General features: G+C 41.6%; 19 protein-coding genes and 1 other annotated feature. Of the genes, 8 read left to right on the forward strand and 11 right to left on the reverse strand.

Going from position 1 to position 20975, the window contains the following annotated elements; translation table 11 throughout:
- Window positions 1-29: 29 nt before the first annotated feature.
- On the reverse strand, window positions 30-1586 hold the full coding sequence (locus F0342_RS02665; RefSeq protein ID WP_149154491.1) for an ABC-F family ATP-binding cassette domain-containing protein: 1557 nt from the start codon (window positions 1584-1586) through the stop codon (window positions 30-32).
- Window positions 1587-1689: 103 nt separating this feature from the next.
- Window positions 1690-2805, reverse strand: coding sequence for an NAD(P)/FAD-dependent oxidoreductase (locus F0342_RS02670; protein ID WP_149154492.1), 1116 nt, complete (start codon window positions 2803-2805; stop codon window positions 1690-1692).
- 245 nt (window positions 2806-3050) lie between these two features.
- Window positions 3051-3261, forward strand: a binding site (T-box leader).
- An 84-nt stretch (window positions 3262-3345) separates the two neighbouring features.
- Here F0342_RS02670 and F0342_RS02675 point away from each other — a divergent pair.
- Entirely contained in the window at window positions 3346-4689 is a 1344-nt protein-coding gene (locus F0342_RS02675) for a sodium-dependent transporter (RefSeq protein ID WP_149154493.1), read from the forward strand.
- A 47-nt stretch (window positions 4690-4736) separates the two neighbouring features.
- Here F0342_RS02675 and F0342_RS02680 read toward each other — a convergent pair whose 3' ends face one another.
- Window positions 4737-5258 (reverse strand): superoxide dismutase family protein, encoded by a 522-nt coding sequence (locus F0342_RS02680; RefSeq protein ID WP_395940649.1) that lies wholly within the window; start codon window positions 5256-5258, stop codon window positions 4737-4739.
- A gap of 375 nt (window positions 5259-5633) precedes the next feature.
- On the opposite strand from F0342_RS02680, the gene F0342_RS02685 reads away from it, so the two are divergent.
- Complete coding sequence (locus tag F0342_RS02685) at window positions 5634-6596, forward strand: S8 family peptidase (protein WP_149154495.1); 963 nt, start codon at window positions 5634-5636, stop codon at window positions 6594-6596.
- A gap of 226 nt (window positions 6597-6822) precedes the next feature.
- Here F0342_RS02685 and F0342_RS02690 read toward each other — a convergent pair whose 3' ends face one another.
- A complete protein-coding gene (locus F0342_RS02690) occupies window positions 6823-7062 on the reverse strand; it encodes a YkuS family protein (RefSeq protein ID WP_113968558.1) in 240 nt (79 codons plus the stop codon).
- A 61-nt stretch (window positions 7063-7123) separates the two neighbouring features.
- Window positions 7124-7279 (reverse strand): hypothetical protein, encoded by a 156-nt coding sequence (locus F0342_RS24645; RefSeq protein ID WP_187443187.1) that lies wholly within the window; start codon window positions 7277-7279, stop codon window positions 7124-7126.
- 147 nt (window positions 7280-7426) lie between these two features.
- On the opposite strand from F0342_RS24645, the gene F0342_RS02695 reads away from it, so the two are divergent.
- Window positions 7427-7864 (forward strand): ferritin-like domain-containing protein, encoded by a 438-nt coding sequence (locus tag F0342_RS02695; protein WP_149154496.1) that lies wholly within the window; start codon window positions 7427-7429, stop codon window positions 7862-7864.
- A gap of 35 nt (window positions 7865-7899) precedes the next feature.
- Here F0342_RS02695 and F0342_RS02700 read toward each other — a convergent pair whose 3' ends face one another.
- Window positions 7900-10161 carry an ATP-dependent DNA helicase gene (locus tag F0342_RS02700; RefSeq protein WP_149154497.1) on the reverse strand — a complete coding sequence of 754 codons (2262 nt, stop codon included), beginning with the start codon at window positions 10159-10161 and terminating at the stop codon, window positions 7900-7902.
- A gap of 100 nt (window positions 10162-10261) precedes the next feature.
- Here F0342_RS02700 and F0342_RS02705 point away from each other — a divergent pair, with 100 nt between their 5' ends.
- A complete protein-coding gene (locus tag F0342_RS02705) occupies window positions 10262-10861 on the forward strand; it encodes a YczE/YyaS/YitT family protein (protein WP_149154498.1) in 600 nt (199 codons plus the stop codon).
- 49 nt (window positions 10862-10910) lie between these two features.
- On the opposite strand, the gene F0342_RS02710 is transcribed toward F0342_RS02705, so the two are convergent.
- Window positions 10911-12167 carry an ATP-binding protein gene (locus tag F0342_RS02710; protein WP_395940656.1) on the reverse strand — a complete coding sequence of 419 codons (1257 nt, stop codon included), beginning with the start codon at window positions 12165-12167 and terminating at the stop codon, window positions 10911-10913.
- A gap of 205 nt (window positions 12168-12372) precedes the next feature.
- A complete protein-coding gene (locus F0342_RS02715) occupies window positions 12373-13422 on the reverse strand; it encodes an ATP synthase beta subunit C-terminal domain-containing protein (protein WP_149154500.1) in 1050 nt (349 codons plus the stop codon).
- A gap of 265 nt (window positions 13423-13687) precedes the next feature.
- Here F0342_RS02715 and F0342_RS02720 point away from each other — a divergent pair, with 265 nt between their 5' ends.
- The gene (locus F0342_RS02720) at window positions 13688-14014 is read left to right on the forward strand and encodes a cyclic-phosphate processing receiver domain-containing protein (protein ID WP_148995071.1); all 327 of its coding nucleotides are present in this window, start codon (window positions 13688-13690) and stop codon (window positions 14012-14014) included.
- A 119-nt stretch (window positions 14015-14133) separates the two neighbouring features.
- Complete coding sequence (locus F0342_RS02725) at window positions 14134-15204, forward strand: aromatic acid exporter family protein (protein WP_149154501.1); 1071 nt, start codon at window positions 14134-14136, stop codon at window positions 15202-15204.
- A gap of 56 nt (window positions 15205-15260) precedes the next feature.
- On the opposite strand, the gene F0342_RS02730 is transcribed toward F0342_RS02725, so the two are convergent.
- A complete protein-coding gene (locus F0342_RS02730; protein WP_149154502.1) occupies window positions 15261-16427 on the reverse strand; it encodes an acyl-CoA dehydrogenase family protein in 1167 nt (388 codons plus the stop codon).
- A 1249-nt stretch (window positions 16428-17676) separates the two neighbouring features.
- Window positions 17677-19086, reverse strand: a complete 1410-nt coding sequence (locus F0342_RS02740; protein WP_149154614.1) for an alanine/glycine:cation symporter family protein — start codon at window positions 19084-19086, stop codon at window positions 17677-17679.
- 227 nt (window positions 19087-19313) lie between these two features.
- Between F0342_RS02740 and F0342_RS02745 the strand changes: the two genes are divergently transcribed.
- Window positions 19314-19562, forward strand: coding sequence for an alpha/beta-type small acid-soluble spore protein (locus F0342_RS02745; protein WP_149154503.1), 249 nt, complete (start codon window positions 19314-19316; stop codon window positions 19560-19562).
- A 43-nt stretch (window positions 19563-19605) separates the two neighbouring features.
- Here the strand turns inward: F0342_RS02745 and F0342_RS02750 are convergent, their stop codons facing one another.
- Window positions 19606-20250: a uracil-DNA glycosylase gene (locus F0342_RS02750; protein ID WP_149154504.1), complete on the reverse strand. Its 645-nt coding sequence runs from the start codon at window positions 20248-20250 to the stop codon at window positions 19606-19608.
- A 126-nt stretch (window positions 20251-20376) separates the two neighbouring features.
- Between F0342_RS02750 and F0342_RS02755 the strand changes: the two genes are divergently transcribed.
- Complete coding sequence (locus tag F0342_RS02755) at window positions 20377-20799, forward strand: pyridoxamine 5'-phosphate oxidase family protein (protein ID WP_149154505.1); 423 nt, start codon at window positions 20377-20379, stop codon at window positions 20797-20799.
- The last annotated feature ends 176 nt before the right edge of the window (window positions 20800-20975 follow it).

A 20975-nucleotide genomic window follows, 5' to 3' on the forward strand; every position in this document is an offset into this window, starting at 1 on the left:
TGTCTTTGCGGGGGAATCGGCTTTTACAATTAGAATAATTTCGTTGTCCAGTTTTCACAGTTCCATACTTCTGTCGCTACATCTTGATAGAATTCAGGTTCGTGGCTGATTAGAAGAACGGTGCCTCTGTATTCTTTAAGGGCCCGTTTCAATTCTTCTTTTGCCTCAACGTCCAAGTGGTTGGTAGGTTCGTCGAATACAAGGACGTTCGATTCTTTGTTCATCAATTTACATAGGCGGACCTTCGCTTTTTCTCCACCGCTCAGCACTTCTGCCTTGCTTTCGATATGCTTTGTCGTCAGGCCGCATTTCGCCAGGGCAGCACGCACTTCTGCTTGATTGAAGGATGGGAACTCATTCCACACCTCTTCAATACACGTGTTATTATTTTTTGTCTTGATTTCCTGTTCAAAATAACCGATATGAAGATAGTCTCCCAGCTCCACTGAACCTGAAATGGGTTTGATTTCTCCCAATATACTTCGTAGTAGAGTCGTCTTCCCGATACCGTTTGCTCCAGATAGAGCAATCTTCTGACCACGTTCCATCTTGAGATTGAGTGGTTTGGACAATGGTTCCTCATAACCGATCACAAGATCCTTCGTTTCAAAAATGACCCTGCCTGCGGTTCTTGCCTGTTTGAAATGAAACTCAGGCTTCGGCTTTTCGGCAGCCAGTTCAATCATGTCCATCTTATCCAGCTTCTTCTGACGGGACATCGCCATGTTTCGAGTCGATACTCTCGCTTTGTTACGGGCAACGAAATCCTTCAATTCGGAAATTTCCTGCTGCTGTCTCTTGAAAGCTGACTCAAGTTGCTGCTTTTTCATTTCATGGACGCGTTTGAATTCATGGTAATCTCCCGCATAGCGATTCAGCTCTTGATTTTCCATATGATAAATAAGATTAATGACACTATTTAAGAATGGAATATCATGTGAGATCAGGATAAACGCATTTTCATATTCCTGCAGATAGCGCCTCAACCAATTGATATGCTGTTCATCGAGATAGTTGGTCGGCTCATCGAGTAATAGAATTTCCGGTTTTTCCAGTAATAACTTAGCCAGTAAGACTTTCGTTCTTTGTCCTCCACTTAAATCGTGAACATCCTTATCCAAGCCAATATCATCTAATCCCAGACCTCGTCCAATTTCTTCTACCTTTGCGTCAATAATATAAAAATCATTATTCGTAAGGGCGTCTTGAAGAGTCCCGGTTTCTTCCAGCAATCCTTCCAACTCTTCTGAAGATGCCTCTCCCATTTTTGCAAATAACTCATTCATTTCAGTTTCCATGTCAAACAGGTATTGAAAGGCTGTTTTCAACACATCCCGAATCGTCATTCCCTGCTTCAGCTGCGCATGCTGATCTAAGTAACCGATACGGATCCGCTTCGCCCATTCCACTTTTCCTTCATCGGGCTCAAGCTTTCCTGTAATGATATTCATAAATGTAGATTTTCCTTCTCCATTGGCACCGATCAAGCCGATATGCTCACCCTTTAACAAACGGAAAGAAACGTCATTAAAAATCGCACGGTCTCCGAAACCGTGAGTCAAATTTTGAACTGATAATAAACTCATATTGTAAACACCTTTTCTTTATATACTAAAATTCGCTCCCTTTATTATAAGGGTCATAACGCTTAGAAGATAGAGGGAAATAAGCTGGTGTTTTTTTCTTCCTTTACTCGATGGCACCTGCTACATCATAGTCAGCAGGATCCAGTTCAGTAGGTTCACCGAGTGCAAGCTTCGCAAGCTCAGAACCAAGATATGGGCCGACCGTCAGTCCGGAGGCTCCAAGTCCATTCCCTACCAGCACCCCGGGAAGTCCGGGTATCTCTCCGAACACGGGGAGAAAACCCGGAGTGAATGGGCGAAACCCCACCCTCGTTTCAACCACTGTACTGTCATGGATGCCAGGTGCCACTTCCATTGCTTTGTGAAGGACTTCATGCAAACCACCTGCTGTCACCCGACAGTCGAACCCCATATCATTTTCATGTGTGGCTCCTGCTACGACTCTTCCCTCAGGAAAAGCAAGAAGGTATTGGTCATTCGGCGGCATGACGACAGGCCACTCACTCGTTTCTTCTCCCTTTACCTCTAAATGAAGAATTTGCGCTTTTTGGGAAGATACCATAAAGGTTATTCCCAACGGTTCAAAAAGTTCCTTCGCCCAAACACCTGCCGTGACAATCACTTCATCTGCTTCAAGCTTTTCTTCATCTATTGTGATGCCTGTGATCCTGTTATGTTCTTTCAGAAGATTGGCATCCCCTTGCCGGAATATCGCCCCGTTCTTTTTGGCTCCATTAATAAGTGCCTGTCGCATCGCTCTTCCATCAACTCGTGCAGCCCCACTTACATGAACAGCTTGATATTCCTCGGATAGAAGGGGGAAATGTTGACGTGTTTCCTTAGACGAAAGAATAGTGAGTTCACCGATTTCAGGTGTATCCTCCCGGCGTTTTTCCGCTCTCTCCACCATTTTTCGAAGCTTATTTTCATCGGTATGAAGGCTGATCGCCCCTACACGCTTATACCCTGTTTCTGTTTCCCCGTCTGCTTCCAGCTGTTGAATGATGCCCGGATAATACTTCGCCCCACCTTTGGCAAGTCGATACCACACTTTATTCCGACGTTGTGAAAGCCACGGACAGACAATCCCCGCTGCGGCATCGGTTGCTTGTCCAGGGTCTTGACGGTCAACTATTGTTACGTGCGCTCCGGCCTTAGCAAGATGGTAAGCCGTAGAAGCCCCAAGAATTCCTGCTCCGACAACAATATATGATTTCATTTAAACACCTTTTCATTTCGTTTTTTCTTTATTTTACTTGAGAAGAAAGGGGAACTCAATGGAGATACGGTTTTCAAGGAGTGTGAGCTTGTTTTATCAGGTACAATTTGGCCATTGTACCTGGTAATACTAACATCATGACAACACCAAATACCACCATCAATTCCAGACAATTCTCACTACTTTTTTCGAAATAGATTGACAAGTTGTTTTGATTCATGATAAAAATTGTATAACCTAATATTGAATAAGCTTTGATGGAAACAAGTAGCGAACATTTCCCTGTTAAAGAGAGCCGGTGGTTGGTGTGAACCGGTACAAAGATGATTGGTGAATTTCGATTCCGGAGCTTCTTTTGACGAGATCAAAAGACGGTTAAGGCCGTTATGTGTGAAGAGTGATGAGAAACGTTTCTCATAACTAGGGTGGTACCGCGATATCCAAATCGTCCCTACGATATGTAGGGGCGATTTTTTTATGTTGTTTGGCATCGGCCCCCCACACGTCAATAATAAACAAAAAATAGAAAGGAGAATGAGAATGAGTCAACGCGAACAATGGTCATCAAAGATTGGCTTTATATTAGCGGCAGCAGGGTCTGCGATTGGATTGGGGGCAATTTGGAAATTCCCTTATATCGCTGGTCAAAATGGAGGTGGAGCATTCTTCCTGATCTTCATTCTATTTACTTTATTACTCGGACTTCCATTACTACTGGCTGAATTCTCCATCGGACGGACAGCCGGGAGCAATGCCGTTGATTCGTATCGAAAAATCGCCCCCGGTACGCGCTGGCACTGGGTCGGGATTCTTGGGATGATTACATCCTTTATCTTACTTTCCTTCTATAGCGTGATCGGGGGATGGATTGTTGTTTATTTATTTAAAGCCATTACGGGTCAATTGAATAATCTTTCCTCGGATCAATATGCAGAAGTATTTGGTGCAACGATATCAAATCCTGTAACCAGTGTGTTCGTTCAATTCCTTTTCATCTTGATGACTATCCTTGTGGTTGCTAAAGGGGTTCAAAAAGGTATTGAATTGGCAAGTAAAATCATGATGCCGGCATTATTTATTTTATTCTTTCTTTTGGTCTTTCGAGCAGTAACCCTTGATAATGCCATGGAAGGAATCACATTCCTGTTGCAACCTGATTTTTCAAAGGTGACATCACAAACGATATTAGAAGCGATGGGACAGTCGTTCTTCACGCTAAGTGTGGGTGTATCGGTGATGGTGACATATAGTTCTTACCTGCCGAAAACACAGAGCCTGCCAAGATCAGCAATATCCATTGTAGCTATGAATATCTTCATCGTACTGTTAGCAGGCTTGGCCATTTTCCCGGCAGTCTTTGCCTTTGATTTAGAACCTGGGGCGGGCCCGGTACTACTGTTTAATGTTTTACCAACCGTGTTCAGTCAACTTCCTTTTGGGATGTTCTTCTTTATTGCATTCCTTGTCCTGTTCTTGTTCGCTGCATTAACATCTGCATTCTCCATGCTCGAAATCATTGTTTCGGTCATTTCAAAAGGAGAACCTGAGAATCGCAAGAAATGGTCTTGGATCATCGGGCTTGCCATCTTTGTTTTCGGTATTCCATCGGCATTATCATTTGGGATACTTGGGGATATCACTCTATTCGATAAGACCATTTTCGACTTGGCTGATTTCGCTGTCAGCAATGTGCTGCTTCCGATTGGAGCACTGCTTATTGCATTGTTCGTACCTATGAAAATGAAGAAAACTGCACTTTACGAAGAGTTGAAGCAAGGAAGTGGATTGAAGCGGGGATTATTCGAAACCTGGTTCTTCCTGATCCGATATGTGGCTCCGTTGCTAATCGTTATTGTAATGCTTGATGTATTGGGTCTATTCTAAGAAGATAAAAAAGGGTTGACCTGTCTATAAGGTCGACCCTTTTTTCATTAGACCCCATATCCCATAACAATTCCGCATGCGAGCCGTTTACCTGCATCTCCTGAGGGTTGTGACCTGTAGTCATCCGGGCTTTGGTGGATGATGACCCCTTTGCCTATGACATCTTGCACTTTGAATTTATTCGTAAAAAACGACATTTTAGCGTATCCGTCATTTGAGAATAATACAGGGAAATCACCCGCGTGATTACCATGAGGCTGATTGGTCGGATTCCAATGTCCCCCGGCAGAAGAGAAAGGTTCCTTTGGATCGCCTACTTCACAGACTCCCTTTTCATGTATGTGAAATCCATGAGGACCGATCGGATTTTGATCACCTTTTCCTTCCTTATATGATGGTAAACCTGTTACCTCTGCATATACTTCCACCCCATTTTGCACTTCCCGAAAAAAAACATACCCTTGCAATCCTGGTGCTAATGGACCTCCCTGTATTTGAGCGAAGGCCATGCTTGGAGCGTTTCGATAATACGAATAACCAGGATGGCCATATTGATAATAATTCATCATTGGTTCACCTTCCTTCAAGACATTTTATGTTGAAAGTCTGGGTGACATGATGAAAAAACCAGAACTTCACTTTTTAACCAAACGTTTGTTTAACCTTTGAAAACCTTGTCTACTCAATAGTTCATCCTCTCAGTCAAACGTATGTTTAAATTTCCGCTGACACATTAATCGCTACGTTGGAGGTTCTCACTCATTCTTCCATTGAATACTCCCTTGGAATTTTCAAAAATCCCCTCCCCTATGCTTAAATAGGTGAAAATATGATTGGTTTTATTTCCCTACTACTATTATCACTTTTCATTTTGTCCAAAAAATGTTATATTTTCAGAAACTTCAGAGTTTTTACTACACATTACCATTTTAGGAGGGATTGATATGCAAGTTGAAATTAGGTTAATTCCATATTTCATGGACGAAATGATTGTTGATGCAAATGAAATTCCTAAAGGTGTTGATTTAATCCAAGCTCCTAGTATGTGGAAGAATGGGTACAAAGGAAAAGGAACGACAATCGCTGTCCTGGATACAGGCTGCGATATGAACCATCCTGATCTGGCAGGGAAAGTGAAGGGATTCCGCAATTTCACCGACGATGATAACGGTGCTGAAGATAACGTTACTGATTATAGCGGACACGGCACCCATGTGGCGGGTACTATTGCTGCAAGTGAAAATGGTGATGGGGTTATCGGGGTTGCGCCACTGGCCGATTTATTGGTTATTAAAGTACTGGCAGGCAGCCGCGGGAGTGGAAAATACGATTGGATTGTGAACGGCATTCTGTATGCAATCGAACAAAAGGTGGACATCATCTCCATGTCATTGGGTGGCCCCACTGACCACAAGCCTCTGCATGAAGCGATTCAAAAAGCGGTGGATGCAAATATATCAGTTGTTTGTGCAGCAGGTAACGAAGGTGACTCGAACAGCAGCACCGATGAGTTTTCTTTTCCCGCTTGTTACAATGAAGTGATTTCTGTAGGAGCCATCGACCTTCAAAGAAAATCTTCTTACTTTACGAATTCCAATAATGAAGTTGACTTGGTGGCACCGGGTGAACAAATTTTGTCTACCATTCCTGGTGAAAAATACGCTAAGCTCAGCGGTACCTCCATGTCGGCTCCACACGTGTCCGGAGCATTAGCCCTCATCAAAGAATTTGAGCAAGTATCTTTTGACCGTAGACTTTCAGAAACCGAAGTGTATGCACAACTCATTAAACGCACCGTTCCACTCGGATACCCCAAAACATTGGAAGGAAATGGTCTGTTGTTTATATCAGCCCCTGACCTACTGAGGGAGCACTTGAGAAACCAGCCGCTTGCTCAGATTGGGTGACGGACATTATACTAGTTGATTTTTGGCTCATTTCCGCCTGATTGGAAAAGAACCCCCGGCATATATGCATATATGCCGGGGGTTCTTTTCACATGCGACCTTTCAGCTTTGCTGAAAGGCGAGTGAAACGGACACTTCACTCGAATGAGCCAAAAATCGTGCTCTCTCTTTTCTTATTACTATGCTACTTAAAAAGAACAGCCATCAATGACTGTTCTTTTTTCTACTATTGTAATCTGCTCTCAACTTGCTGACATACTTCATCAGCACTTAGGCCACTTGCTTCAATAACGGATCCTTGAGTAGCTACGTTTTGAATCCCCATTACATTAGAATCCATCCCTGTCACTACGCAGCAGTCACAGCCGTTTGCGTCTGTTTCCTGTTTTAATTCAACGACGTCATGCCCCTTTTCACGTAAGGCTTGCACGACGTTTTGTAAGGATTGTTCAACACCAATTCTCATGCCTTTACACCTCCTGGTTCTACATATAGGTTTTTCTTTCGGTGAAAAAGATATTCGTCATTTATTTTTTATTTACTTGTTTGCCACTTTTTTTCTGACTTTGGCCTTTTGAATTCCCCACCTGAATATCAGATCCGAATTCCACATCATTCTTAGCCTTTTGCTTTGCCAACTGTTCTGATGTTTGGTCCATACTCTTCTTTCCCTGTTTAGACATTCTTATCCCTCCTCTGACTTTTATAGAATTAGAATCCCCATTTCCAGGCAAAATATTTGAAGGGCATTCGATTACTTCCAGAATGTTTATTTTTCACTATGCCGGGTAAATACTCTATATAACAATAAATAAAAGGGTGGTATTCAAATGGATGACGCAAAATTAAAAGAATTAATTGATGGATTAAATGAAGATTTAGCGAATGAATATGCTGCAGTTATACTTTACACAAACTACGCTGCTGTCGTGAGCGGCTTATATCGTCAAATCTTAAAGCCTTTCTTCGAAGATGAAATTCCGGATGAACAGGGTCATGCTCTATACTTAGCCGAAAAAATTAAAACATTGGGCGGAGATCCGACGACCACTCCGGCTGCCGTGAAACAAACAGATAATGTGAAGGAAATGTTAGAGGAAGGCCGTAAAGCTGAAGCTGATACAATTGAACGCTATAAGATACGTAAAGAGCAAGCAGAAGAATTGGGTCTCGTCGAACTTAGCATCAAGCTAGATGACATGATTGCAGATGAAACCCATCACCTAGAAGAATTCGATCGCTTATTAAAGGATCCTTCTTTTAACTAATATACGAAAAAGACCGCTATATCAGCGGTCTTTTTTCATGTGATGATTCGATAATCCTTCCATTCTTCAAGCAGTAATGACTGATATTTCGGTGACAGATAACGATCGTCGATCAGTCTGAGGACTCCCGTATCCTCTTCTGAACGGATGAGTCTCCCCCCGGATTGATATACTTTATTTAATCCCGGGTAGACATAGGCATGGTTGAATCCATTTAACCCCAGTTCATTAAAATAGTCTTTAATGATTTCATGATCCCTGCTTAGCTGAGGCAGCCCTACTCCTACAACAATTACACCCTTTAATCGATCTCCTCTCAGATCGATACCCTCTGAGAAGATGCCTCCCAATACGGCAAATCCAATAACCGGACGGTCTCTGTCGCTTTGGTACTCGTTTAAAAATTTCTCTCTTTCTACTTCTTTCATATTAGGCTCCTGGATGATGAATTCTGCATTCATAGTATCCTGATTCATTTCCTCGAAGGCTTCTTGCATATAGGCGTACGACGAAAAGAAGACCAGATAATTCCCTTTATTCTCATTGAAAGCTTCTGAAATGGAACGTGTAATCGAGGAAAGGGTTCTTTCTCTGTCCTTAAACCGGGTTGAAATCGGATGGATCCCAACCTGCCATTGTTCTTTTTCAAATGGTGAAGGAATCAGAAACCGATAATCCTCTTCACACCCACCTAGTTGCTGAAAATAGTACGAAAAGGGGTGAAGCGTAGCTGAGAAGAATACCTTTGATTGAAACGACCTCGTTATTTGTTTAATTAGCTTTGAAGGATCAATGCAAAATAGTTTCACTTCTACATCTTCAGGCGTTTGATCGATCACAAAGCGATGTTCATCAGAAAAGAGGTTGGAAATCCTGATAAAATTTAATGCACCAAAGTACAATTGAAGAAAATCCTCAGACCATTTGCCTTCCGATTCTCCCAATAATTTTTCTGCTATCTCAACAAAACTTTGCACCTTATCAACTAACTCTGTATCCATCTCATTTCGCACATCGCCTCCTTGTTCTTTTTTCAAACGGAGGAATTGCTTATTAACCCCGACAATGCTTTGCTTCAAGGCCACATATTCTGGATACATTCTTTTGATTTCTAAAAAATCGGATTTCCTCAGGGTGGCTGAATACATTTCCCGACCCCTGCTAACAAGATTATGTGCTTCATCAATGAGTAGAGTCGTCTTTTTCTTCCCTTCATCACTTATTCTTTTTAATGATACTTTTGGGTCGAAAATGTAGTTATAATCACAGATGACACCATCGACTAAGTAGGCGAGGTCGATTGAAAATTCAAACGGGCACACACGGTGCTTCCTGGCGTATGTTTCAATGATCGGACGGGTGATGATGGTTTCGTACGTTAAAATATCAATGAGCGCACCGTTAATTCGATCATAATAGCCATTTGCAAATTCACAATACTCTTTCTGACAAATCGTTTCTTCTTGAAAGCAGATTTTATCTTTCGCCGTAATGGTAATCGCCCTGTGCGACAATCCTTCCCGTTCTAAAAGAAGCAACGCCTCCTCTGCGACAGTACGGGTAGTCGTCTTGGCAGTCACATAAAACCACTTCCCATCCGTCGCTTTGATCATAGGAAATAAGGTTGAAATGGTCTTCCCTGTTCCCGTTGGGGCATTCGCATACAAAGACCTGGATTCGGCGACCGTCTTAAAAACAGCACCAGCAAGCTTTTTCTGCCCTTTTCGATAGGTTGGATAAGGAAATCCAAGGTCTGGGACACTCTTTATTCGGTTTTCCTGATTGGTGAGTAAAAGTGAAGCAAATGGAGTATACGCAACCAGGGTCTTGTCAACGATGTGTTGGAGCTCTTCCATAGTATAAGTACGGGTGAAAGACTTCGTTTTTTCAGATTCTACCTCTATGTAGGTTAGCTGCACGCCAATATCCTTTAGCTGCCTTTCTTTTGCCAATAAGTAAGCGTAGCACTCACCTTGAGCCCAGTGGACACGGGCACCTTCTTCGATCTGAGCTACAGGTCTTGCCGTTGATTTAATTTCTTCTACGATTACTTCCCCATTTTCATAATGGATCCCATCACAGCGGCCTTCCAGTTGATAGACAATATCCTCCACCACTCTTTCTCCTTTTAAAAAGACTTCTTTCTCATCTCCTTCTTTGTATTCTTTCTGTAGTTTTTGATGAAGCCTTGTTCCGATGGTCATGGAAGAACGGGCTTGAAACCTGACATCTATGCTTCCTTCTTTATACACGAACTCCACTAATTCCCTTATTGAAATCTTGACAGTCTTCTTCATGTGACGTCTCACCTCTTTCTTACCCACACAAATTATCATTCTAATTTTTTTCAGTGAACATATATATTAGACAAGCTTTTTCGAACGGAGGATTCGGGGAATGAAGGCAAGATTCATTTTTTACTGTATAGGATTACTCGCATTATCATTAGGCGTTTCACTTATTATTAAAGGTGATTTGGGGGCGGCACCCTGGGATGCACTGGCCGTTGGTGAATCTACTTTGTTCAACCTTTCAATCGGGACATGCATCTTCATCAATGGATGTATTCTCATCTGTATAAACGCTCTGTTATTAAAGGAGGCCATTCAATGGTTAGCCGCCCTCTCCATCTTCGTCATCGGGATGATGGTTGATTATTGGATCACGATCGGCCTTGAAACGCTTGAACCGGCCGGATTTGTTCAACAGTTGTCTCTTGTGCTGACAGGTATATTGCTACTAGGCATCGGAATCTCCATCTACCTTCAAGCCAAGCTTCCTTCCAGTCCGATGGATACATTTATGGTGGCGATTCATAGACGGTTCGGCTTAAATTTACGAAATTCCCGTTTATTGAACGAGGCGATTGCCATTACGTTAGCCATGGTGTTTCATGGAGCGGTCGGCATCGGAACGGTGATTGTCGCCTGTACGCTTGGATTTATTATTCATATCTTCTATCCTATCATGGAACGTATGTACGGGAAATGGAGTTAATTGACTTTTTATATTGTCTTTTTGTCCATAAAAAAACACTTAGTGATTCCTAAGCGTTTTGGTTGTTCATATATGTATTGGGGAGATTGGAATCAAGTTTTGCAACCTTATCACTTTTCAACGGAAGATCGATTGTAACGACTGTTCCTTTATTAACAATGCTTGAATAATGGATATGACCGCCCATGGCTTCGATGATACGCAGGGACACCGAAGTTCCCAATCCAGTACCTTGGACTTTTGTTGTAAAAAACAATGTCCCTATTCGAGCGATTTGGTCTTTGGTCATCCCTTTGCCTGTGTCTTCTACGGTGACGATAGCTTGTGTATGGGTGACTTCTAAATTTACGCTTACGTTTCCTTGAGGCGGCGTCGCTTCAATGGCATTTTTTATAATATTGACAAATGCTTGCTTCAACTTATTTCTGTCTGTCAAAAGAAATCCATCTTCTTTTAGGACCGCTTCAAGGTATACCCCCTCTTTAAGGGCATACGCATTCAAGAGGACCGTGACATCCGAGAGCACCTCTTTCACATTGATTTTCTCTATCTTTTCGAACTCAGGTTTGGCAAAATTCAAATAATCGTTAATGATTTCCTCTGCCCTTCCTAACTCACTCAATACAATTTTCAAATATTCCTCATGTGTCCCTGTTACTTGCTTCTTCATTAATTGAAGGAATCCCTTTACGACGGTTAGAGGATTTCGCACTTCATGAGCAATGGAAGCAGCAAGCTCTCCCAGTGTATTAAGTTTTTCAGATTTAAGGATCTCTTCACGAAGCAATCGCTTTTCAATCATCCACTCATTGAGTTGTGCAGCTACACCGACCCCCAACACCTGGATGCCCCCGAATATAAGGACGTAGATACCCATGTCTTTATTACCCGAAACAGGAACACCCGCAATGAACGCGAATGAAAGAAGAATCCCAAGCATCACGAGTGCTGGCCAAAATCCAAGTAACACAGCAAACGTTACCCGTTTCTTTGGTGGAAATGTCCAGAATCGATTTGAAATCAGGAAAGGAAGTGTACCCGCAAGAAACGCACTTACAAACCCGAAAATGATGGCATCTCCGCCGTTAATGATCCGTGCGGTTAAAATAAATACAAGAACAATGACCCCGGCTTTTCTTCCTCCATATAGCATTGAAAGAACCAATGGAATGTAGCGGAAATCCCAATACAATCCGAAACTTTCATAAGCGAATATTAAACACATAAACGCAGCAATCCCATGTAATACACCGATGAAGACAGGCGATTTCCCGAGCCTATGGTTTTCAAGAAGGGAAGTTTGAATGAGAACAGGAGCCAATATAATCAATACATGTAATAATAATTTCTCGATAATCATCGATTTGTCTCCCATTAAATATAGTCATTACTTTACACATACGACAAAATTCTCGTAATTCCTCTTTCATCTCCCACAAAATCAAGAAAAAAGTAACAGAAAAAGGACGGACCTTGAGCGTTGCTGTCGAAGTCCGTCTCCTAAGTGAAACCTAATTTAGTTTACCTTTGTAGGTGAGATCTTTTGGTTCAAGGTGGTTGTATTGTCCTTGGAGTATGTGTTGAATGTCTTGGATGGTCTGTTGGATTTGCACGGTTTGTCCTTTTGTTTTGGTGAATTCTTCTGCAACGTAGAACGGTTGGCTCAAGTAGGCTTCCAATCGCTCACCTATCTGAAATAGATTGAGATCTGCTTCTGGTATTTTATCTTTACCGATTGTATTCATGAGAACGCGAATTTCTTTGTAGCGTCTTAGCAGCTTCTTCGCTTTCTTATTAATTGTCGTGTGGCTTGAGTCCAGGGCGTCATCTTCAAGTAAAGTCGACGTAGACTGCACTGGGTGGATGGCTGGGTACATCCCCCGGGTAGAGAGATCTATATCGAAGTAACATAAGGTATCAAGTGGACCGAACGGGTCCTCTTCATCCACTGCTTCACCGGTGGGATCAAATAATACAGTAGTGATTTCTGGATAGCTCTCTCCTTCAAATCGTTCCCTCAATTCATATAATTCCCCTGAAACTATATAGGAACGATCAACATATAGGAGAATTCTGTCTTTATCCTCAATTAGGCTGACTTCTGCATAGGCTTCATCAATCGAGTGGCATTTCGCATCAACAAATCCTTCAAGGTCACTCAAACCAGGATAAGTTTTATCCGGCGTCAATAAGATCGATTGATATCCTTTTTCTTTCAGCACTTTCGTCATTTCCGCTAAAACAACAAATTGACCAACCTGTGATCTCGCCACGAACCCATTCGTTCCACCTTGGACAATCGGGGCAAACAAATCGAGAGGCTTGATTCCCGTTTCAATCATAGTTAATTTCCCTCCTTGAATAAGTAATTCATCCAGCGTGCAATTGGCCAAATTCGCTAATGTGACAATCGTTTTCACTTCGGCACGTCCTACAGAAATTTTGCCGGTACATAGATTGGATACCGTTGCAGGTCTTAAGCCTACTGTTTTGGCAGCTGATGTTAGATTGGGTACACGCCGCCGCAGCAATGAAACATTCAACCTTATATTCTCTTTCATGGTAAATATCCCCTCCTTACTTTATAAGGTAATATATTTTACTTCTAAAAGCAACAAGCTTTATCGTTAAAACGTAATTATTTTACCTTTAGAAGTAATTTATAGTCATTTCCCTCTTTCTGTTAGCAATTCCATAAAGATTAAACCCCATAACATAACAAACAAATTACAATTATATTTGTAATATTCATACTATTGACCTATATAAGTATTTGTCAATCTCTGTTAGGCTTAAATTAAGTCAAATGACGAAAGTAGAATTAATATGACAGTAAATGTATTTTTAGATGATTACCGCCACTGTCCTCAAGGATATATTCTCGCGAAAGACATCGATGAATGTATTGACCTGCTTCTGAATTTTTCTATCGCTCATCTTTCATTGGATCATGACTTAGAAAGCAAGACCCGTAATGGATTAATGCTCGTACACTACATGGTAGAAAAGCAGCTATTTGCAGAACGGATCACGATTCATTCCGCCAACTCTGTTGCAGGCAAACAAATGTTCAAGTATTTAAAAGAGGCTCAGAGTGAACACAAGATGCCTAAATCAATCAAGATTATGTTACGACCTTTACCTCTAAGATAAGTTATTATATAAAAAAGAGAACTGTTCCCAGAACAGTTCTTTTTTTGTCCATTCATTTCAATTGGGTTTTTCTTACTTTATAATAAAGGCGACAGCAATTTAAAAAAGAGGGTTATATTATGGAGTTTCTGAAAAAATTTCAATTTGTCGGAGGCAGAATAGCCAAAACCGGTATTGCCGTTTTTTTAACGGCTCTTGTGTGTGAGCTTTTAAATTGGCCAGCGACTTTTGCCGTCATTACAGCCATAGTCACAATCGAGCCCACAGCCGCCAATTCAATCAAGAAAGCATTCATTCGTTTTCCCGCTTCGGCGATAGGAGCACTATTTGCGGTGATCATTGCTTCTACATTCGGGGATCACCCCATTACATATGCGCTGGTCGCACTTCTCACAATCATCACCTGCCACAAGCTCCATTTAGGGGCAGGCATCCTGGTCGCTACATTAACAGGGATTGCCATGATTCCCACCATACACGATCACTATGTAGCTACCTTTTTCATTCGCCTGGGCACGACCACCATCGGACTGATTGTGTCTACATTAGTGAACTTGTGGATCCTTCCACCAAAATACTCGAAAACGATTACGACCAAGATTCATAATCTCTATTTCAAAACGGGCAACTTATTAGAAAAGAGAGGCTCTGAAGTTCTTCAGAACCACTCTCTTCAACGGGATACAAAATTGATTTTCAATGACATTTTAAGAGACATAGAATCGACGGACACCCTTTGCGAATATCAAAAGGAAGAATGGAAGCTTCACCGCTCCAGTCGTGAAGAATTGCGCTATTTCCATTATGAATACAAAAAACTTAACCTTTTAAGGCAGATCCTTTTTCATATTGGGAACTTAATTTACTTACCTGTTCAGTATTCATTCAGTGAAGAAGAGAAAGGTCGTATCTTACATGCGACTCAATCTTTGAAAGGGATCATGCATCATCCATCGTTTCACATAAATGAACAACATTTCACTCTAATGAAAGATTTACTCGAGGAATTCTGGGACGACCATGAAGGACTACATACAAAACCCTTTCAGTCCATGAAGCATCATTTTTCCTGTGAAACGGTCATGCTGTACGAATTACTATCCATTCATGACCTTTTAGAGGAGCTCAGTGAAATACATGTGTTAGAAGCCCAGCATCAAACCGTCTTGGAGAAAACGTTACACCCATAGACACTAATAAAGGTATAGACAGATCGTGTCTATACCTTTACCTTTCTAGTGAAATCTTATTTCAAAGCGTTATTCGCTAACATTGCTATCACCATATCATCCATTGGCGGATTGTGAAGACCGGCCCTGACATCACGATAATAACGCTGCATCGGGTTCGAGCGGAAAAGACTTTTTGCTCCAACAATTCTCATGGCGATGTCCACAATGTGAAAGGCGCTGTTTGTTACAACATGTTTTACAGAAGCAAGCTCTGAAGCCATGTCTTTCCGTTTTTCTGGCTCCTTTACCCACCTATCAGCTACTGAATAGAGAATTTGTCTAGCCTTAAATAGTTCCAATTCTATTTCACCAATTTTCCGTTGAACTTCAGGTGCATCCTTGATCGGGCCCGGCAGACTGTTTGGTGAATAGTCCTTCGCAAATTGGATGGCATAGTTGCGTGCGGCAATCGCAACACCTATATAGCAAGCGGGTATATGCAGGAGCCATGCTTTAGGTAGATCATTCTTCCCTCTTGGATTTACACTATCACGTTCGACCAGGGCAGAAGATGGGAGATGAACATCGGTGAGAACGAGATCATCACTGCCCGTTCCTTTCATGGAAATCGTATCCCACGTTTCTTCAATACTTACTCCTTCCAGCTCATGATTCACCAAGAAGAATCCTTTCTCTTCGGTTTCCCCGATTGTTGCTGATACTAAAGAATAATCCAGAATTCTCGCCATAGAAGTAAAGGATTTCCTGCCGTTTAAATTCCAACCCCCTTCCGTTTTCACTGCTTTGGTTTCAGGAAGTCCTCCACGAGTGGGGCTCCCCGTTGCCGGTTCGGATGCTGCCCGGTTAATGAGAGCGCTGTTTGCTAAAATTTCCTCACAAAGTTCCTTGAACACCCCTTCATCCCACGTCCGGGTTTCCGTCAGTTCCATCAATCCCCCGAGATGCCAGCCAATGGACAAAGCCGTTGCCGCGTCCCCAGTAGCAAGCCTTTCTTGAATCATCACTAGCTCATATAAGCTGATTTCTTCTCCGCCGTACTCTTTAGGAAGAGATAATGTTCCATATCCCTTTTTCTTCAGGTCGTTGAAATTTTCATAAGGAAATTCATCTTCCCTGTCATATGCTTCCCCTCGTTCAGAGAACGCATCAGCCAGTTCACCAGCTAGATCAACCAGCTGTCTTTGGCGGTCATCCTGAACATAAGGTTCATATAAGTCCATTAAAACACCTCCTGATTACCTATCCATTCTTCTATTTATCATAATCAATTTACATGTCTAACTCAAAGATATTGTTTACTAAACTGATCGGAATAAATATTTACTTTTATCCGTATAAATCTATTTTCAATAACCAATCTAAGAGTAAGATATCTCGTCATCCTTTTAGGAGGGAATCACCGTCGTGCATAAAAGAAATAAACTTTACATACTCATTCTGATGCTCATTTCTTGGGTATTCCTCTTACTAGCAGGAAAAGAGAGCTTTAAAAAATATTTACCTGCCTCTATGTTTATGTCATTACTCGTTTATTCAGAAAATGTTTTCGCAGAAAGAGTAAAATGGTGGACCATCACTACCAGGCTTTTCCCAAAATTGAATGGCATTATGCCTTTTGTGATTGGGGTTTTTTTGAGCGGTTCTGTTTGGATCCTCAAATTCACCTATAAAAATTTTTATCTTTATGTATTGGTCAATTTCCTTGTCGATACGTTCTTTACATACCCTTTCTACTCCCTTTTCAAAAAACTCGGTGTGTGGAAGCTAATCCGATTAAAACAGTATCAGCTATCACTCCTGTTTTTTGTTAAATCATTACTTATGTATGCGTTTCAGAAGTATATCGGTGACCGGCTTTATTCGAGGTATTTTGTATGACTCTTTTCTTAAGGTTTGTTGCTTTTTAGATGTGATAGTGTGATAACAGGGACCGTTTCTTTCCGCTCCAGGCACTTGCTTTCCGCGGGGAGGAAGTCAAGTGCCTTCCGCTACAATCCACTCTGTGCTACTACATTCTTACGGCCTAATTTTTCGGAAAGATAAACACAAAAAAACTAATATTATAGTCAAGGTGATTGTGACGGCTCAATTGGATAAAATGTAATTGTAATTTGAATTAGAAACCACAACTCTTCAAGAGCTAATTTTTAAAGTATAAAGCTTCATATAATGGGTGTTCTCTAATTGACCGTTATCCTAAAAGCACTGTTCATCACATTTCCATAAAGATTGGAGGGGGATTGCGAGACTCCTGCGGAAAAACGAGCGAGGCAAGACCTCGGAACGTAGTGAGGAGGCTTGACCGTTCGTCCTCGGAAAGGAAACGAATCCCCCTCCAATCTACCGATATGTTAATTGAACAGGGCGACAGCACTCAATAATAGTGATTAAACAACCATGGTACGAAAAGAGTATTAGAGAAACCGAAAAAACCTGCTGCCCAGATAGGCAACAGGTTTCTTTTATAGATTAAGACGCATTTTCTTTATCTTCTACTTTATACTCTTGCTCCCAAAATTCTGCATTTTTGATGCCGAGCTTTGTAGAGTTAAAGACTGGATCAAGACCTTGCTTCTTCTGCTCTTCATAATCCTTGAGTGCTTTTAAAGCAGGTTTGGCAAGGATAAGTATGGCGATCAAGTTCAGCCACACCATGATTCCTAGTCCGATATCACCCAAAGCCCAAGCTAAAGCGGCTTCTCTCACTGCTCCATAGAATGTGGCACCAAGCAGGACGAACTTTAAGATGGTCATCGCCACTTTTGAATTCTTACCTCTCAATAAGTATGCAACATTCGTTTCGGCCATGTAGTAGTAAGCCATAATAGTTGTAAATGCAAAGAAAAATAAAGCGATCGCGACAAATGATGCTCCGAACCCAGGGATCACTGATTCAATGGCTGCCTGTGTATAACCAGGTCCCGCTTCAATTCCTTCTAAATTGTTCGCAAGCATTGTTCCATCAGGAGCTTCTGTATTGAAGGATCCCGTAAATAAGATCATGAACGCTGTTGCCGAACAAACCAAAAGAGTATCGATGTAAACGGAAAATGCTTGAACCAATCCTTGTTTCGCAGGGTGGGAAACCTCTGCAGCCGCTGCAGCATGTGGTCCTGTACCCTGACCTGCTTCGTTGGAATAAATTCCGCGTTTCACTCCCCAAGATACAGCCATCCCGATGATTCCACCAAATGCTGAATCAAATCCGAATGCACTCTTGAATATAAGAGCAAAAACTGCCGGGATTTCAGTTATATTCATTCCTACAATGATAAGAGATAGAAGAATATAGGCAATCGCCATAAATGGGACTACGTAAGAAGCTACTCCAGCGATACGTTTGACTCCACCAAAAATGATGACCCCAATTAACACCACAAGACCGATTCCCGTTACTGTTGTACTAAGACCAAATGCATTTTCAAGTCCTAATGCAATGGAGTTCGATTGAATTCCAGGCATTAAAATACTCATCGCAAGCAATGTAGCCAGCGAGAAAAGAACGGCATACCATTTCCAACCGATCCCTTTTTCAATATAATAGGCTGGCCCTCCACGGTATTCCCCATCCTGCTTTACTTTGTAAATTTGAGCCAGAGTGGATTCAATGAAGGCACTGCTCGCACCGATGAATGCAATCGTCCACATCCAGAATACGGCTCCCGGACCACCGAAAGCGATAGCCGTTGCAGTACCGGCGATGTTCCCCGTCCCGACACGTCCTGATAACGACAACGCCAAAGCCTGGAATGAAGATACACCTGCTTTGGAGCTATTACCCTTAAACATTTGAACCACCATATCTTTAATCATCCGGACTTGTAAAAACTTCGTTAAAATAGAAAATAGTAAGCCTACACCCAAACAGAAGTAAATCATGACCGGAGACCAAAGTATTCCTACCAATTTGCCAACTAATTCTTCCACGGCATTTCCCCCTTTTCTTCACAAAAAATTATCTAACTATTAAGAATTATATTTTATTTGACACAAATTAGACAATCTTTTTTTATTCCTCTACTTCTTAAAAGGAACAAAAACCCTTATAAGACAGGGCTTCGTACTACAAAAAAAAAATCAGGGCAATCTAAAAAAGAGGTGATATTATGTCGAAAAGAAAACTTCTTGTACCTGAATCCCGGGCTGCGATGGATCAATTGAAAGCAAGAATATCCGGTACACAAGATCCTAAAGAAGCGAAGTATGAGATCGCCAAGGAACAAGGTATTCCTTTACAAAGAGGTTATAATGGAAAATTAACATCTGAGCAAGCTGGAAAAGTTGGCGGAAGAATTGGCGGTAACATGGTGAAGGAGCTTGTGAGAATGGCTCAGGAAAATTTAAACAAAAAATAACTAAAAGAAGGCTGACACTTAAATAAATGCCAGCCTTCTTTAGTTATTTCCCCCGGAGGATTTCTTTCAACTTATCCAGGTCTTTATAGATTTCTTTTTCTAATGAGCGATTGTAGAAAATCGATGCAGGATGAAAGGTCGGAAAAATGGAGTAGCTTTCCTCGCTCATGATCCATTCATTTGAATCGAGATCTTTTAACCGCCTGACTTTAGCGTGAATCAGCCCGCCATGATTTTGTGATATCGTGTACTGATTCCCCAATAGTCTTTGTAATCCGATATTCCCCAAGGTTACAAGCTGTTTTGGCTTAATATGCTGTAGCTCATAATCCAGGATCGGAGCATGTGCCAACTGTTCTTTACGATTCGGTGCCCTGTTATACTTCTTCTCCACGATCTCATTCTCCCCTACTTTCTTAGGGACAATTTTATAAGGTCTGCTTCTGACCGTTGAGGTAAAATAAATGTCTTCCCTTGGAACCTCCAGATACCGAAAGAACTCATCCAGCACTTTTCCTGCCCGACCACTAAACGGCATTCCATTATGAATCTCGGTTTCACCTGGAGCTTCGCCGACAATCATGATCGTCGGCTGCTCCGGGCCGCGTCCGTATACAAACCCCTCACAGGGATAAGGTTTCATCCTTTTCTTACAGATATCGACTAACTCTTCCGGTATCACGCTCATCATCCTTTGTTTCTTTGTTATTTCCGTTATTCCCGGACAGCACTCCAAATACACCTTCCCATGTTTATTTCACCTTAATAAAAGGAATGGTATGGATATAATGAATCTTTAAAGGAGATGGATTGTGTGTCACAAGCTGAACTGAAACATCAAATCTTAAAAGTGCTCGATGAAAGCAAAGTAGGGACACTGGCAACGGTTAAAAATAATAAACCTCATTCCCGTTATATGACGTTTTCACATGATGAGTTGACTCTATATACGCCAACAAACAAGGAAACCCATAAGACAAATGAAATTGAGGACAATCCTAATGTACATATCCTTCTTGGTTACGAAGGAGAGGGATATGGAGATACCTTCGTCGAAATCGAAGGTCGCGCCTCTATTGAAGAGTCCACTCACTATAAGGAAAAACTGTGGAATGACCATATGAAAAGATGGTTTGAAGGTCCGGACGATCCGAATTACATCGTCTTAAAAATTCAACCTGTCAGCATCCGCTTAATGAACGATGATGAGGATTCGCCGCAGTCACTTGAATTATAACCAATAATCCCTTGACACGTTTTAATATTGATGTTATTCTTATTTATTGTAATCTTGTAACATACATTAAAACGATAGAGAAGATAATTCGTAATTCTATTCTGTTTTGATTTAACAACTTATTCACACTGGATCGGCTTCGGAGCCGTTAGGATGTAAGAGAGGTAGGGCTTACG

The sequence above is a fragment of the Bacillus sp. CH30_1T genome, assembly GCF_008364765.1.
Taxonomy (GTDB): Bacteria; Bacillota; Bacilli; order Bacillales; family Bacillaceae_B; genus Rossellomorea.

Excerpts from the sequence above, each read along its gene's own strand:
- F0342_RS02665 (WP_149154491.1), bottom strand. The coding sequence starts at position 1,586 with ATGAGTTTATTATCAGTTCAAAATTTGACTCACGGTTTCGGAGACCGT.
- F0342_RS02670 (WP_149154492.1), bottom strand. The coding sequence starts at position 2,805 with ATGAAATCATATATTGTTGTCGGAGCAGGAATTCTTGGGGCTTCTACG.
- F0342_RS02675 (WP_149154493.1), top strand. The coding sequence starts at position 3,346 with ATGAGTCAACGCGAACAATGGTCATCAAAGATTGGCTTTATATTAGCG.
- F0342_RS02680 (WP_395940649.1), bottom strand. The coding sequence starts at position 5,258 with ATGATGAATTATTATCAATATGGCCATCCTGGTTATTCGTATTATCGA.
- F0342_RS02685 (WP_149154495.1), top strand. The coding sequence starts at position 5,634 with ATGCAAGTTGAAATTAGGTTAATTCCATATTTCATGGACGAAATGATT.
- F0342_RS02690 (WP_113968558.1), bottom strand. The coding sequence starts at position 7,062 with ATGAGAATTGGTGTTGAACAATCCTTACAAAACGTCGTGCAAGCCTTA.
- F0342_RS24645 (WP_187443187.1), bottom strand. The coding sequence starts at position 7,279 with ATGTCTAAACAGGGAAAGAAGAGTATGGACCAAACATCAGAACAGTTG.
- F0342_RS02695 (WP_149154496.1), top strand. The coding sequence starts at position 7,427 with ATGGATGACGCAAAATTAAAAGAATTAATTGATGGATTAAATGAAGAT.
- F0342_RS02700 (WP_149154497.1), bottom strand. The coding sequence starts at position 10,161 with ATGAAGAAGACTGTCAAGATTTCAATAAGGGAATTAGTGGAGTTCGTG.
- F0342_RS02705 (WP_149154498.1), top strand. The coding sequence starts at position 10,262 with ATGAAGGCAAGATTCATTTTTTACTGTATAGGATTACTCGCATTATCA.
- F0342_RS02715 (WP_149154500.1), bottom strand. The coding sequence starts at position 13,422 with ATGAAAGAGAATATAAGGTTGAATGTTTCATTGCTGCGGCGGCGTGTA.
- F0342_RS02720 (WP_148995071.1), top strand. The coding sequence starts at position 13,688 with ATGACAGTAAATGTATTTTTAGATGATTACCGCCACTGTCCTCAAGGA.
- F0342_RS02725 (WP_149154501.1), top strand. The coding sequence starts at position 14,134 with ATGGAGTTTCTGAAAAAATTTCAATTTGTCGGAGGCAGAATAGCCAAA.
- F0342_RS02730 (WP_149154502.1), bottom strand. The coding sequence starts at position 16,427 with ATGGACTTATATGAACCTTATGTTCAGGATGACCGCCAAAGACAGCTG.
- F0342_RS02740 (WP_149154614.1), bottom strand. The coding sequence starts at position 19,086 with ATGATTTACTTCTGTTTGGGTGTAGGCTTACTATTTTCTATTTTAACG.
- F0342_RS02745 (WP_149154503.1), top strand. The coding sequence starts at position 19,314 with ATGTCGAAAAGAAAACTTCTTGTACCTGAATCCCGGGCTGCGATGGAT.
- F0342_RS02750 (WP_149154504.1), bottom strand. The coding sequence starts at position 20,250 with ATGAGCGTGATACCGGAAGAGTTAGTCGATATCTGTAAGAAAAGGATG.